Origin of the sequence: Pantoea allii, assembly GCF_046529425.1 — a bacterium.
Lineage (GTDB): Bacteria > Pseudomonadota > Gammaproteobacteria > Enterobacterales > Enterobacteriaceae > Pantoea > Pantoea allii.
Window position 1 is genome coordinate 2,484,763 of sequence record NZ_CP125958.1, and the last position, 14,122, is coordinate 2,498,884.

Annotated in this window: 15 protein-coding genes and 3 pseudogenes; 9 read left to right on the forward strand and 9 right to left on the reverse strand. The window is 54.2% G+C overall.

All coding sequences use genetic code 11. The features are described 5' to 3' along the window. The 4 genes from pqqC to QNH99_RS11720 form a co-directional block, all read right to left on the reverse strand. The gene (gene pqqC, locus QNH99_RS11705) at positions 1–756 is read right to left on the reverse strand and encodes a pyrroloquinoline-quinone synthase PqqC (protein WP_096010667.1); all 756 of its coding nucleotides are present in this window, start codon (positions 754–756) and stop codon (positions 1–3) included. A 3-nt stretch (positions 757–759) separates the two neighbouring features. Then, positions 760–1,677 (reverse strand): pyrroloquinoline quinone biosynthesis protein PqqB, encoded by a 918-nt coding sequence (pqqB, locus tag QNH99_RS11710; RefSeq protein WP_218994555.1) that lies wholly within the window; start codon positions 1,675–1,677, stop codon positions 760–762. 52 nt (positions 1,678–1,729) lie between these two features. Continuing rightward, positions 1,730–1,801: a pyrroloquinoline quinone precursor peptide PqqA gene (gene pqqA / locus QNH99_RS11715; protein WP_009090272.1), complete on the reverse strand. Its 72-nt coding sequence runs from the start codon at positions 1,799–1,801 to the stop codon at positions 1,730–1,732. Between the two features lie 139 nt (positions 1,802–1,940). Further along, complete coding sequence (locus QNH99_RS11720; RefSeq protein WP_172897160.1) at positions 1,941–2,963, reverse strand: dipeptidase; 1,023 nt, start codon at positions 2,961–2,963, stop codon at positions 1,941–1,943. Between the two features lie 186 nt (positions 2,964–3,149). Here QNH99_RS11720 and leuA point away from each other — a divergent pair, with 186 nt between their 5' ends. Beyond that, a complete protein-coding gene (gene leuA / locus QNH99_RS11725; protein WP_410516702.1) occupies positions 3,150–4,865 on the forward strand; it encodes a 2-isopropylmalate synthase in 1,716 nt (571 codons plus the stop codon). Here leuA and QNH99_RS11730 read toward each other — a convergent pair. Both QNH99_RS11730 and QNH99_RS11735 read right to left on the reverse strand, forming a co-directional pair. Then, positions 4,786–5,568 carry an AraC family transcriptional regulator gene (locus tag QNH99_RS11730; protein WP_410516703.1) on the reverse strand — a complete coding sequence of 261 codons (783 nt, stop codon included), beginning with the start codon at positions 5,566–5,568 and terminating at the stop codon, positions 4,786–4,788. The genes leuA and QNH99_RS11730 overlap by 80 nt on opposite strands. Next, the gene (locus QNH99_RS11735) at positions 5,565–6,425 is read right to left on the reverse strand and encodes an NAD(P)-dependent oxidoreductase (protein ID WP_218994559.1); all 861 of its coding nucleotides are present in this window, start codon (positions 6,423–6,425) and stop codon (positions 5,565–5,567) included. Before QNH99_RS11735 ends, QNH99_RS11730 begins: the two co-directional genes overlap by 4 nt. A gap of 375 nt (positions 6,426–6,800) precedes the next feature. Here QNH99_RS11735 and QNH99_RS11740 point away from each other — a divergent pair. From QNH99_RS11740 to QNH99_RS11750, 3 genes and pseudogenes are all read left to right on the forward strand, one after another. Further along, a pseudogene (locus tag QNH99_RS11740) lies at positions 6,801–7,070 on the forward strand (TonB-dependent receptor plug domain-containing protein); the annotation flags it as partial. A 155-nt stretch (positions 7,071–7,225) separates the two neighbouring features. Continuing rightward, positions 7,226–7,297 (forward strand): pyrroloquinoline quinone precursor peptide PqqA, encoded by a 72-nt coding sequence (gene pqqA, locus QNH99_RS11745; RefSeq protein ID WP_410517673.1) that lies wholly within the window; start codon positions 7,226–7,228, stop codon positions 7,295–7,297. A gap of 144 nt (positions 7,298–7,441) precedes the next feature. Next, entirely contained in the window at positions 7,442–8,209 is a 768-nt protein-coding gene (locus QNH99_RS11750) for a hypothetical protein (RefSeq protein WP_410516704.1), read from the forward strand. Between the two features lie 68 nt (positions 8,210–8,277). Here the strand turns inward: QNH99_RS11750 and QNH99_RS11755 are convergent. After that, a pseudogene (locus QNH99_RS11755) lies at positions 8,278–8,775 on the reverse strand (DUF4113 domain-containing protein); the annotation flags it as partial. On the opposite strand from QNH99_RS11755, the pseudogene QNH99_RS11760 reads away from it, so the two are divergent. From QNH99_RS11760 to QNH99_RS11770, 3 genes and pseudogenes are all read left to right on the forward strand, one after another. Then, positions 8,775–9,155: pseudogene (locus QNH99_RS11760) on the forward strand (TonB-dependent receptor domain-containing protein); the annotation flags it as partial. The pseudogenes QNH99_RS11755 and QNH99_RS11760 overlap by 1 nt on opposite strands. A 234-nt stretch (positions 9,156–9,389) precedes the next feature. Beyond that, a complete protein-coding gene (locus tag QNH99_RS11765; RefSeq protein ID WP_410516705.1) occupies positions 9,390–9,638 on the forward strand; it encodes a type II toxin-antitoxin system Phd/YefM family antitoxin in 249 nt (82 codons plus the stop codon). Beyond that, a complete protein-coding gene (locus QNH99_RS11770) occupies positions 9,638–10,063 on the forward strand; it encodes a type II toxin-antitoxin system VapC family toxin (protein ID WP_283378650.1) in 426 nt (141 codons plus the stop codon). Before QNH99_RS11765 ends, QNH99_RS11770 begins: the two co-directional genes overlap by 1 nt. Before the next feature lie 3 nt (positions 10,064–10,066). On the opposite strand, the gene QNH99_RS11775 is transcribed toward QNH99_RS11770, so the two are convergent. After that, positions 10,067–10,624, reverse strand: a complete 558-nt coding sequence (locus QNH99_RS11775) for an isochorismatase family protein (protein ID WP_063879532.1) — start codon at positions 10,622–10,624, stop codon at positions 10,067–10,069. A gap of 179 nt (positions 10,625–10,803) precedes the next feature. Further along, positions 10,804–11,349, reverse strand: coding sequence for a helix-turn-helix domain-containing protein (locus tag QNH99_RS11780; protein WP_410515365.1), 546 nt, complete (start codon positions 11,347–11,349; stop codon positions 10,804–10,806). 92 nt (positions 11,350–11,441) lie between these two features. Here QNH99_RS11780 and QNH99_RS11785 point away from each other — a divergent pair, with 92 nt between their 5' ends. Then, entirely contained in the window at positions 11,442–12,617 is a 1,176-nt protein-coding gene (locus tag QNH99_RS11785) for a benzoate/H(+) symporter BenE family transporter (RefSeq protein ID WP_410516706.1), read from the forward strand. Between the two features lie 162 nt (positions 12,618–12,779). Beyond that, positions 12,780–14,120, forward strand: a complete 1,341-nt coding sequence (locus QNH99_RS11790) for an SrfA family protein (RefSeq protein WP_410516707.1) — start codon at positions 12,780–12,782, stop codon at positions 14,118–14,120. Positions 14,121–14,122: the final 2 nt, after the last annotated feature.

Consider the following 14,122-nt stretch of genomic DNA (forward strand, 5'->3'; position numbering starts at 1 on the left):
TTATACCAGTCGGGTTGTGTGCCAGGCTGCCTTATCCGTAACGCTATGATAAGGCGGGCGTTTGAGTTCGTAAGCCATTGTCATGGCATCCAGCATCGTCCACAGAATATCCAGCTTGAACTGCAGAATCTCCAGCATGCGGTTCTGTTTTTCAGCGGTATCACAAAATGCCAGCGCCAGCGCCAGGCCGTGTTCAACGTCGCGGTTCGCCTGACTCAGGCGGCTGCGGAAATAGAAATAGCCCTCTTCTTTGATCCACGGATAGTGCTGAGGCCAGCTGTCAAGCCGCGACTGATGAATCTGGGGAGCGAAGAGTTCGGTAAGGGAACTGCAGGCGGCTTCCTGCCAGTTAGCGCGGCGCGCAAAGTTGAGGTAGGCATCAACCGCAAACCGCACGCCCGGCAGGACATGCTGTTCCGAGACCAGCTCATCCCGGCTCAGGCCCACCGCTTCGCCCAGGCGTAACCAGGCTTCAATGCCGCCATCGTCGCCCTGGCTGCCATCGTGATCCAGGATGCGCTGTACCCATTTACGCCGGGTCGCCGGGTCCGGGCAGTTGGCCATGATCGCCGCATCTTTGAGCGGAATACTGGTCTGATAGTAGAAGCGGTTCGCCACCCAGCCCTGAATCTGCTCAGGCGTGGCCTGGCCGTTATGCATCGCAATATGGTAAGGGTGATGAATATGGTAGTACGCGCCTTTATCGCGCAGCGCCTGTTCAAAGGCCTGCGGCGACAGGGTTTCCGTAATCAGCATGATTTAGTCCTGAAGATGTATCGCCATCCCATCATGGCTCACCTCTATTCCCTGTTGTGACAGGAAGTGCCGCTGAGGTGACTGTTCGTTAAGAACAGGATTGGTGTTGTTAATGTGAATTAAAATTTTACGTTTTGCCGGCAGCCGGGCGAGTAATGCCATCAGCCCCTGCTCGTCGGCCAGCGCCAGGTGCCCCATCGCTTTTCCGGTATTTTTACCCACTCCGGCGGTCAGTAACTCATCGTCCTGCCATACCGTCCCATCAATCAGGAGGCAATCGGCCCGCTCCAGCCAGGGAAGGATCACCGCATCCGGCTCACCAAGGCCTGGCGCATACAGCAGTGTCTGACCGTTAGCGCGATTTTCAATAAACAACGCCACGTTGTGGCCCGGTAGCGGACGATCGCGGTATGGCGAGTATGGCGGTGCATTACTGAGAATCGGGATGGCGGTGAACTGGAGATCCGGACAAACATCGACGTTAAACGGCGTTAACGGACGAATGGGCCGATGCTGCAGTCCGCCATTCCAGTGTTTGAGCATGGTAAAGACCGGGAAACCGGTGGTCAGATCGTCATGAACTTCGGGCGTACACCACACCTGATGTGGGCAGCCTTCACGCAGGCTGAGCAGGCCCGTAGTATGGTCAATCTGGCTGTCGGTAAGAATTATTCCGCCGATGGCTGTACCGCGCAGGACGTTTTTTTTAACCAGTTCTGGCGTGTGCAAAATCTGCTGGCTGATGTCAGGAGAGGCATTGCATAAAACCCAGTCTTCCCCGTTATCGCTAACGATGATCGAGGACTGAGTACGCGGCGTGGCCTGCAGGGTGCCGTTACGCACACCCTGGCAGTTGGGGCAGTTGCAGTTCCATTGCGGAAATCCACCGCCTGCAGCAGATCCAAGGACTTTAATAAACATGAAAGGGACCAGGTGTTGAAACAAAATGCCCGCGCAAACGGCGGGCAAATGATTAGCGGTTGGAGATGTACAGCGTGACTTCCAGACCGAGGCGCAGATCAACAAACGTTGGTTTTTTCCACATAATTTTCTTCCTTATAGATAAACAGACAAATAAATTACTGCAAAACAGCAGTGTGACAGGGATTGAAATGCGAACCTTGTCACACTATTTTCTCGCAGACCGCACAGTGAAATCAATGAAAAGCCCGTAAGAAAACGTGTTAACCCAGCCAGGTTTGGTGCAAAACCCGCAGCCAGTTTCCCCACGTTAATTTCTCCAGTACGCTTTGATCATAGCCCGAGTCGCGAAAAACGGCGAGCAATCGCGGCAGACCGCTCACGTCGCCCAGCGCTTCCGGCGGCGAAATCCCGTCAAAGTCCGATCCGAACGCCACATGATCGTCGCCCATTATGTTAATCAAGTGATCACAATGTTTGACGATTTCTGCCAGATCGGTGTCGCTGTCACGTTTACCGTCGGCGCGAAGGAAAGCGTTGCCAAAATTAATACCGACCACCCCACCGCTCGCACGGATAGCCTTGAGCTGGTCATCCGTCAGGTTTCGGGGCTGTGGGCACAGAACATGGGCGTTGGAGTGGCTGGCAACCAGGGGCGCGTCAGACAGGCGGGCCGTATCCCAGAAGGCTTTTTCATTCATATGCGAAACATCAATCATCATGTTTAGCGCAGCGGCCTGGCCGATCAGCCTTTCCCCCTCTGCCGTCAGCCCTGGTCCTGTGTCCGGCGATCCCGGGAAACTGCCGTTAACGCCTTCTCCAAAGCGATTTTTCAGGTTCCAGAATGGCCCGATGGAGCGGACGCCAGCCTGATAAAAGGCGTTCAGCGTTTCGCCGTCCGCGTCCAGGGCGTCAGCGCCTTCAATATGCGCCACCAGCGCCAGAACCCCTTCAGCGCGGCAGGCTTCAATCTCTGCGGCGCAGTGGCAAAGCCTGGCGCGCCCGTCTGACTGCGCGGCTATTTGCTGCAGTATCGCCAGTTGCTGCCACATAATCGTCAGTGGCTCATAGGCTTCTTGCGCCGCACGCGCCGGGGCGACCTGAGCAAGGTAGTCCTGCGGCGGTACAAAAAGAGCAAACAACCCGCCGGCAAAACCGCCCTGCTGCATACGAGAAAAGTCCAGATGGCCTTTCGGCACGCCCGCAAAGAATGCCTCTGCGGGCGCATCGCGATGGTACAGCCACAGATTAAGTAACAGATCGTTGTGCCCGTCAAAAACCAGCATAGGAAACCACCTTGGGAAACATCGGCTTATGCTACCGCTGTCTTTCCACTTCAGCAAACGCCTGCGCACGCAGCGCCACACGCCGTCAACAAGGTTGTCACTTTTGCGCTTCAGGTTGTCAGTTTTCCGCGCGCGACAGACTTCTCGCCACGCCACACTGGCTTAAACACCTACAAGGAGATGACTATGTTGATGCACCCGGCTGAGAAATACCGCCCGTTTCCGTCCGTTGAGCTGGCTGGCCGCCAGTGGCCTTCACAACAGATCACCCGTGCGCCGCGCTGGCTGTCTACTGACCTGCGGGATGGAAATCAGGCGCTGGCGGAACCGATGAACCGCACGCAAAAACTTCAGTTCTGGCAGTTGCTGCTGGACTGCGGTGTCAAAGAAATTGAAGCCGCTTTTCCTTCCGCCTCGCAAACCGATTTTGACTTTGTGCGCGACCTGATTGAACAAAAGCGAATTCCAGATGATGTGACGCTGCAGGTATTAACGCCCGCGCGTCACGACCTGATTGCAAAAACCTTCTGCGCACTGGAAGGGGCACCGCGCGCCATTGTGCATTTGTACAATGCCACCGCCCCCTTATTTCGTGAGCGCGTGTTTAATCAGAGTAAACAACAGATCGTGGCGCTGGCGACCGCAAGCGCACAACAGATTCGAGCCGCCTGTGAGGCCGCGCCCGAAACACAGTGGAGCTTTGAGTACTCGCCCGAAACCTTCTGTTTTACAGAGCCCGCCTTCGCGCTGGAGATTTGTGAAGCGGTCGCCGACGTCTGGCAACCCAGCGCGGAACGGCCGATGATCATTAACCTGCCGGCCACCGTTGAAGTTAACACGCCCAACGTCTACGCCGATCAGATAGAGTTTTTCTGCCGTCACTTTAGCCGACGTGACGCGGTATGTATCAGCGTTCATCCTCATAACGACCGAGGGACGGGCGTTGCCTGCGCGGAACTGGCTCTGCTGGCGGGTGCCGATCGCATTGAAGGCTGCCTGTTTGGCAATGGTGAGCGTACCGGTAATGTCGATTTAGTCACGTTGGCGTTAAATCTTTACACCCAGGGCATTGCGCCGGGACTGGATTTTAGCGATATGGCCCGGGTGATTGAGGTGGTCACCGACTGCAATAAACTGCCGGTCCATCCCCGTCATCCCTATGCAGGCGAGCTGGTTTTTACCGCTTTTTCCGGCTCTCATCAGGATGCGATCAAAAAGGGATTCGCTTATCGCCACCAGCACCAGGAAACGCGGTGGCAGATCCCCTATTTGCCGCTCGATCCTGCCGATATTGGATGCAGTTATGAAGCCGTTATCCGGGTAAACAGTCAGTCAGGTAAAAGCGGCGCGGCCTGGTTGCTGGAGCAAAACCACGGCCTGCACCTTCCCCGCGCACTGCAGCAGGATTTCAGCCGTTGTGTTCAACAGGAAACCGATCTGTATGGAAAAGAAATGACGCAGCATGCTGTCTGGCAACTTTTTTGCCGTCACTATCAGATTGAACAGCCTGCCCTGCGCCTGATGGATGCACACAGTCAAAGCGAGTCGGGCGAGCAGACGCAGTTGCGGGCTCACGTCCATCATCACGACCGCACCGTGCCGCTGACTGGTAGCGGGAATGGCCTGCTTTCCGCCGCCGTTACGGCACTGCGTCAGACGCTGGACCTGGCGCTGACCATTGAACATTATCATGAACACACGCTGGGAAAACGCAGCGACAGCCGCTCAGTCGCCTATGTCAGCTGTATGAATCTGCAGGGTGAACGCCACTGGGGCGTCAGCATCGACAATGATACGTCGCGCGCCGCACTGCAGGCGTTGCTTAACGCGGCGAGCCACTTTCTGCCGCAGGAAAGTAGTCCGTTGGTGACACGCCCAGCAGACGGCGAAACATGGCGCTGAAGGCACTTGGGCTTTCATAGCCCAGATCCAGAGCCACGCGCAATACGCTGTCGCCCTGTGCCAGCCGCGTCAGGGCGATAGCCACGCGGGCTCGCCGTACCCAGTCGCTGAACTGCAGGCCGGTTTCACGTACAAAATGGCGAGCCAGCGTTCGACCAGACAGGTTGAGCCTGGCGCTGGCTGCCGCCAGCGACCAGTCGCCAGACAGGTCAGCCTGAACCTGCAGGCAGAGCGCCTGTAAACGTGGACTCTGTGGCAGGGGCAAGGCAAAAGGCAGCACGTCCATGCTGCGTATCTCATCCAGGATCAATTCATAAATCCGTTCGGTGCGGCTGGCTGGCGCGTAGGACACAGGCAAATCGATGGCGTTGATAATCAGCTCGCGCAGCAGTGCAGAAATTTGCACGACCTGACAGCTGGCGGGAAGATCGGCTCTGGCAAAGGGATCGATAAACAGCGTGCGCGCAGCGACCGCCCCGGTGATGTGTAAGCTGTGGCTGGTGAAGGCAGGCAGCCAGACGCCACGGCTGGGCGGTACGGTCCAGCTGCCCAGTTCCGTTTCAACCCGCACTACGCCGCTCAGCGTATGAATAAGCTGCGCGCAGCTGTGATGGTGCCAGGGTTCTGTGGCACCATGCGGATAATCGTGCGCCAGCGGCACCAGCGGGCGGGTGCTGAAATCAAAACTGACCGTCGAACTCATTGCGATTTAAGATACTTGTAGATCACCGCTAAATCCTCTTCACCGTGCCCGGCTTCCACGGCCTGCTGCCAGACGCTGGCGATATTTTCCAGTGCGGGCAGTGAACGCTCAGAGGCATCCAGCGCCAGCTTTGCGTCTTTGAGCGCCCATTGCAGATGCATCTGCGGGGTATAATCATCGCTGGCGATCATGCCCAGCTTCATTTTGGCATAGGGCACGGCCAGCGGGCCGCCGTCCAGCACCTGCCACAGGTCGTCGGTGGAAAACCCAAACTGGTCGGCGAGCCGGGTACTTTCGGCCAGACTCTGCATCAGACCAATGAGCCAGCTGTTGATGACCAGCTTCATGCGCGAACTCTTGCCCGCCTCACCCAGCCACTGCGTTCCTTTACCTATCGCGCCGAACACGGCTTCTGCTGCCTGAGCACGGGACCGATCGCCGCTGGCCATCACCAGAATCTGGGCGTTTTCTGCGGGGGCTTTGGTGCCGGAAACCGGCGCGTCAATAAACACCACATCGGGGCGCTCCTGAGCGAAGAAGGCAATCAGCGCATCGGTTTTTTCCACACCGATGGTGCCCATCTGGCACAGGGTTGCGCCCTGTTTTAACGCCGCTTTCGCCTCATGCAGCACCTGCTCTGTGGTGCTACCGTCCGATAACATCGCAATCACGACGTCGGCCTGCTGCACTGCGTCCGCGGCGGATGCGGCTAACGTCAGCCCGGCGTCAATCAAATCTTCGCCCCGTGCGCGGGTGCGGTTCCAGCCGTAAACCCTGAAACCTTTTTTGAGTAAATTGGCGGCAAAGGCGTGCCCCATGGCGCCTAATCCCAGTACTGCAACATCAGGTTGTTTCATGCTGATTTCCTTATTTTTGATTAGTGCTGTCCGCCTTAAGCTTACCCGGCGGTGCACGCTAAAATGTAGCACCTGTGACCCTGTACGTCCGCTGGCCTTTGCCTTACTGGCTTGCCCGCCTGCCCGCCCGTCGTGCGCTATCACGGGGTTAACCGCGCTGAGGGCATGACGTTTTAACGCCATGACGATCATATAAACCGATCAATCATTTACGATTTCCAAACAACTGACAAAACTATTAATATATGCCGCGATTGTTCCAGTTGGTTCATTTAGCACCACTAGTTTCGCGACCTGCCGTTAACCGCTGTGGTTTTAAGCCGCGGGTTGGTAGGCGACATACCCAGGGAATCCACGCTTTCAGGCCAAATACAAATGAATATTAAGCGATTACGTCGGGTCAGCCTGCCGTTTTTAGTCCTGCCTGCCATATTTTCTTCGCTGCCGCTCTTCGCAGCAGACGGCGATAATACGCTGGTCGTCAGCGCGGCACCGTCCGCAAAAGGCCTGAGCGAACTTGATACGCCTGCCGCTGTTAGCGTGGTTAACGGCGATGATATGCGCCAGGCCGCGCCGCGCGTTAACCTGTCAGAAAGCCTGACCAGCGTACCAGGATTGCAGATTCAGAACCGACAAAATTTTAGCTAAACAGACAAAGGCCTGACTGAATTGATTTTATGTACCTGTTTTTTATATATTAAATTAATTGAGTCATATTACCTATGTACTCATTTATGTACTCATTTCGGCTAGAATTTTGTCTAAACGAGTGCTAGTTTTCTTTGATAAAGGATTCTGTTATGTGGAAAAAACCTAAATTTATTGTCTTGAGATTAGGGCTTGAAGTGACTTTGTATATTTCTAACAGATAAAATTTATGGCCGCGTTAAGCGGCCATGGATGATTTGGGTAAGAAAAAACCATTTTTCACACCCTGACTATTTTTCACTAAGACTATTACAATCTATAATCTGAAGGTAAGCTTGTTAAGCCACCATTATGTTTAGGACCTTTAAATGTTTGATAACATCAATGAAGTAAAAAAATCCGTTAGTCAATCTATTTCTGAACGGATATCCAACCCTATAGTTTCTTCATTTATAATTTCTTGGATCATATTCAACTGGCAGATAATTCTTATATTGTTATTTAGCGATAGAAATATTGAAATAAAGATTGGCGCAATTATTGCCGTCGGAAGTTGGTTCAACTCACTGATCAGCCCTTTATTTTCTTCAGCATTATATGTAATAGCAATGCCTTACGTTTTAGAACAAGCCTACAAGATTCAAAACGGACCATTTAAGCGAGCTCAAGATAAATTAGCAGACAGAACGGATTACGCACTTGCTCGAAAGAAAACCACTGAAGTTTTGAGAGCCGAAGCTGATATTGCATATAACACAAAAACGAAAAACGAAGAAGTTAAGATTGAAGAAATGCAATTATCTATCAATAACTTAAAGGAAAGGAATGGAGAAAAGGAAAGGGAGCTTTTGGAATTGGAGGAGGTGAAAGAAAATTTAAGGATATCCTGCGAGAATTTAACGAATGAAGTAAAAAACTTAAAATCATTGAACCAAGACTTAATAGCTGAAAAAGCAATAATTAATAATGAGATTTCTGAAAAGCACAATGACCTTTTGGCTTTTAGAGATGCCTCTCAAAGCTTGATGAATGAAATAGAAGATCTTTCAAATGCAAGTGGCATTACTCCAACGATAAGGTATAAAGGGTTATTCACGCATACTCGCACACTTTGCAATAAATATAATAAATTTTAATTTGTTTATTATTTCCGATTGGCATCGCTCAAAAATTCATAGAGGGTTTTATTCTCTTTTTTTAAACGTTACTTTACTATCGGAAGATCTGAAAATTTGGTTGTGTAAGCGGGGGAAAGCATCTCCCGCTTCATTTCCCAAGACTTTTCAATTCCCTGCCCCGCAAAAAATAAATTTGCTTTGCCACTTTGGTTGAGTCCATCAACGACACGCATCAGAGCTTCGCTGTTAGGCTGTGGCCGGTACTCATCAAATAGATTGAGCTGAGACACTCCATGGCTGAAAAAATCGCCCAGCATTACTCCTGCTTTCATATAGCGGTGACCGTCGAGCCATATCTGATCGAGTGCGTCCATAGCCACCCGGATAATGTCGCGGGTATCGTTAGAAGGCGTGAGCAGTTTCCCGTGGGCCTGATTGCCGTAAAACACCTCTTCTTCTGCGTGCGGACTGGTACGCACAAATACAGCAATCTGTTTGCAGTACTGCCTTTCTTTCCTCAGCTTTTCTGCGGCGCGTTCTGCAAAAGCACACACGGCCTGACGCATATCCATGTATTCGGTGATACCGCACCAATGCCTGTGGTGACAACAGCTGCAACGGCAATCGTATTCCCGGCATCGCGCGCAATATGCTTTATACCGGGCTGGCTTACGCCCCGGAACAGGGTTTTTACGCCGGGGCAGAATGGCGTTACATGAGCAATATTGCGGCGGATGACAGCAATGACGTTCGGGCGCCCTCTTACGCCATTACCTCGCTGAACAGCGGCTATAAGTGGCAGGTTGCCAGCTGGACACTGGATCTGTTTGGGCGGGTAGATAACCTGTTTGACCGGAATTACGTGGGCTCGGTGATCGTCAACGAAAGTAACAGCCGTTATTTCGAACCGGCACCGGGGCGCAACTACAGCGTGGGCCTGACGGTCAGTTACGCTTTCCAGTAATACAGGGCGGCCGCGCCGGTATCACGCGGCCGCCGCTCAGGTGGCCTCTCCCCGCCATCCTTCCTGACGCTGGCATCTCGCTGTCGTCAGTCAGTTCATTGTATCACCCACCCATCCCGGTTTTCGCTGTGCCATTTTGCGAGAGCACTCGAGGTTTCGTTCAAAACTTGCTCAAAAAGATCCACTCACATAAACTCTATGTAGTAACGTAACTACATGTGAGGAGCACTCACGTTGAACAAAATCTATTCAAGTCGTGCCTTTAATCAAGACGTGTCAAAGGCGAAAAAAGAGGCGGAGGACGGCCCAGTGTACATTACCGATCGCGGTAAACCCGCACATGTCCTGTTAACGTTTGAGGCTTATCAAACATTAACAGGTGGCAAAAAAAATCTGGCGATGGCATTAGCCATGCCTGAAACAGCAGATATCGATTTTACACCGGAACGCATAAGTATTACCGCGCGGGATGTCGATTTCTGATGCGATATTTACTGGATACGAATGTCGTTTCCGAATTGCGCAAGGCAGGAACAGCGCGCGTCGATCCGAACGTCGAAGCCTGGGCTGTCACGGTCAGCACTGATAGCACCTTTATTTCCGCCCTGACGTTGCTGGAAATAGAGAGAGGGATTTTGCATCTTGAACAGCGGGATGAAGAGCAGGCCCAACGTTTGCGCCTCTGGTATCAGACACAGGTACTTGAGGCGTATCGTCAGCGAACCTTGCCTGTTGATGGCCCCATCGCGCGGCGCTGCGCCCAACTGCACGTGCCCGACCGGCGCGCTGAAACCGATGCGTTGATTGCGGCAACGGCGCTACAGCACGATTTAATCCTGGTCACGCGTAACCTGAAAGATTTCCAGGGACTGGGCGTTATGCTGCTCAATCCCTGGGATATTGCTTAGCGATTACAGCGCGTTGAGTTTTGCACGCACATCATCACAGCTGCCCGTTTCGCCCAGACGGGGAAACACGCGCTTGATGCTGTTTTCGTGGGTGTCGCTATTAAGGTCAGTCATTGCATCCACTGCCAACGTGACATTGTAACCTAATTCATAGGCCTGACGTGCCGTCGATTCCACCCCAATGCTGGTGGCAATGCCGCAAATAACGACCTGCGTGATGCCACGCTTTTGCAGTTCATCATGCAGCGCCGTGTGATGAAAAGCGCCCCAGGTTTTTTTGGTGATGGTCAGGTCGTTATGCTGCGGTGTCATGGCAGGAACCAGGGTTGCCCAGTTGGCAGGCAGCTCGCCTTCGTGACGCGGCATCTCATTGCGTCCTGGCGCACCGCCAGCAACGTTGACCAGCACAACGGGCAGATCTTTTTCACGGAATGCAGCGGCGAGCATTGCGCAGCGTTCGATAACTGGCTGTGGCTCATGCACAACTGGCAGCGCAACAATCCCCTCTTGCAGATCGATGACGATCAGCGCGGTTTTCGCATCAAGTGTGGTTAAAGCCATGATAATTCCTCTGGAAGCGGTAACAGATAACGAGTCAGTAAGGTGCAGACTGCGACGCTCAGGCAGTCAGCGTTTGCAACGAGGTGCAAACAGGCGTGCAGCGCGGCCTTACAAAGGGGAAGTGAGTATACAAATGCCGGTCAGATCTGAACAGGCGCGGCTGGTTTCAATTTGTAAGCTCAGGTTCGCCCAAGGTAATGAATCAGGCTGTGAAAGCGTAAGCGGCTGTTCAGGGGATTACGGTAGCTGTGGGCAACATCCGCCCTGAACTGAAAGGCCTCATCCTGTTTAAGCCGCCGCCAGGTGTCTTCGATGCCCAGTAACAGTTCCCCTTCCACCACCACCACCTGCTCAATCACACCGTGCTCATGGGCCGCGGAATCGCTTTGTGCACCGGCTGCCAGCTCAACTGCCAGCAAATCAAAACGCAGTCGTTCGTCATAAGGTAACAGCGGCGTGACCGTCATCTGGGCATTATGCTGTCGGTAACTTGCCACCTCACCGGCGGAAAGCGATCCGTTATGAACAAAAAATGAGAACGGGACATTGAACCCGGTGGCGATTTTCCACAAGGTCGCCACCGTGGGGCTGGATTCGCCACGTTCAATCTGACCCAGCATCGCCTTGCTCACGCCCGTTTTTTCCGCGGTTGAAGTCAGGCTCCAGCCGTTGGCCTGGCGCAATTGTTTCAGCGCATCGCCAAGATATTGCTGCAAATTTTCCATGTTGTCTCCTGCTGTACCGCTTCAGTGTAACACTTGTGCGTTATAACGCCCTGTGCGACGATGTGCGCTATAACGCACAAGAGGGTTACATCATGTCTGCACGCCGCGCGCCGTTCCCCATTACCTTGCCCATGACCGTTTCCGGCTTTGTCGCGGTGTTGGTGGGCTATAGCAGTACCGGTGCGATTATTTATCAGGTCGCTCAGTCGGCAGGCGCATCGCCCACGCAGATCGCCGGTTGGCTTTCCGTGATTGGCCTTGCGATGGGCATTGCCTCGGCGGGGCTGTCTCTGGCGTACCGGATGCCGATCTTAGCCGCCTGGTCCACGCCTGGCGCGGCGTTACTCGCGACCAGCCTGCAAGGGGTTTCTGTCAACGACGCCGTCGGGGTGTTTGTTTTTGCCAACGCCCTGATTGTGTTGTGCGGCGTAACCGGCCTGTTTGCCCGGCTGATGAACCACATTCCCGCCTCGCTGGCAGCCGCCATGCTGGCGGGGATTTTACTGCGATTTGGCCTGCAGACGTTTAGCGATTTATCAGTTAATTTCACTCTGGCCGCATCAATGTGTTTTATCTGGCTGCTGGCACGCCGCTGGTTCGCCCGCTATGCCATTCTTATCGCCCTGCTGGCGGGCCTTGCCATCGCCTTTGGGCAAGGCAGCATTCATTTCCCTGAGCATGTGGCGCGCTTTAGCCTTCCCGCCCCTGTCTGGCCGACCTTTTCACTGCCCACGCTCATGGGTATTGGTCTACCCTATTTTCTGGTGACCATGGCCTCGCAAAATGCCCCAGGCATTGCGACCTTGCAGGCACACGGCTACCGACCGCCGATCTCCGCATTAATGAGCTGGACCGGGCTGCTGGCCCTGGTGCTGTCTCCGTTTGGCGGATTTTCGGTTTGTGTGGCAGCAATCACTGCCGCGATTTGCATGGGCGAAGAGGTGGATGCCGATCCGCAACGACGCTGGATAGCGGCCGCGCTGGCTGGTTTTTTTTATCTGCTGGCCGGATTATCCGGGGCGTTGATTGCCGTGCTGTTCAGCGCACTGCCTGAGGTGATGGTTCAGGTTCTGGCCGGTCTGGCCCTGCTTGCCACCCTCGGCGGCAGTTTGCAACGTGCGCTGGATACGCCCGACGAGCGCGACAGCGCCCTGATTGCCTTTCTGATTACGGCATCCGGCGTGACGCTCTGCGGTATCGGTTCGGCGTTTTGGGGCCTGGTCGGTGGCGTGGTTGCACATCTGTTATTAAAGCGTAAAACAGCGTAACATCATCAGGGCATTGGTTATTTTCCCGGCAGCGGGTCAAAAAACCACGCATTTATCCCCTTTTTCAGCGGTTTGATTTGCCATTGTCCCACGTAAAATCACCGTAATCGACGATAACACGCGATCTTCTGCCTCAGACAACGACCGATAAGGGCTTAACAGGTGGCAAAAACTTTTCTGCGCAGCGGCAATCTGGATGCGGTTCTGGCTTTGGGCGAGAACGGCCAGCCTGTATTTGCTTCCGCCCTGCAAATCCGTGAAACCCTGCGTTTGCGCCGTCAAAGCGCGCTGGCAAATTGCCTGGCCATTCCACAAACCAATGAACGTGGCGACCGGCTTGACTGGTACTCGCCCTTCCCGGGCAAAGTGAAATCCTGGATGGGTGCCAGCGATTATGAACGCCGTCAGGCTTTACAACACCTCACCGCCTGCCAGCAGGACCTGCAGGAGATCAGCGCCCGCGCACGCGATGCAGCTAATCCGGCAATGCGCCTGTTTGGTGCGCTGTTAGGCAAAAGCCTGCAGTTCCCTAATCAGCAATATGTATATCTGGTTAACGGTAAACCCGTCATTACCTTTTGGGGATTTGTCGACGCTCAGGAGCGTAATCGTGATGATGCGCTGGCCTGCCTGCGTGACAGCCTTGAAGAGTCACTGCCCACTGTGCTGGTTGAACCGCCACCTGAGCCTGTCGCCGTCGCCGTGGCTGCTGCGCCAGAACCTGAAGCTGTGGTGATACCTGAACCCGAGGTTACGGAGCCGACGGTCAGCGATGTCCCTGTTCAGGCAGCCGAACCGTTGCCTGTGGCGGCAGTGCGTCGTCGGTCTTTCCGCCTGTGGTATCTCATCCCAACCCTGGCCGTGGCCGCTGCGGCAGCGACGGCTGTTATTTTACATATGCCAAAGTCAGAACCGGTTACCACGGCGCAACCCGTTGCTCAAAACAGCCCGGCTCCTGCGCCGGTTATCGCGAGTAAGCCTCCGGCGGTGGTGGCTTCGACTGAAAAACTGTCCGCCACGCTGCCACAAAAACCGGCCGCAGTGGTGGCAAACGCCGCGACAGCAACGGCCAGCGCCCCGTCATCCACGCTTTCAAACGTCGTTGTACCGGCAGTGCCCGCTAAACCCGAGGATCTGGTGGTGACACCGGATGCCGTTCGCGATGGCCAGGTACAGGTCATTGATGGTCGCTGGCGCGTGGAGATTGACCAGGTCAAAACCCCAACCGGTAAACCGCCTGTCATGCGCTTCCAGTTCAAAAACGGCAAAGGCAACGTCCAGATTAACCAGGGCAACACCACCTGTAAGGCTGATGTGACCGCTGCGATGACCAGCGCCGGTAACCTGGTGATTGAGAGCCGCTTTACTGCCCGGTGCGCGGACAAATCGCGTTATCGCATGCCGTTGTTAGTGTGTCATTCCAGCATTGGCGCGGCAGCATGTGAAGCACAGTACAGTGGGGATCGTACGTATCCCATTACGATTAAGCGTGAGAGTAAGTAACT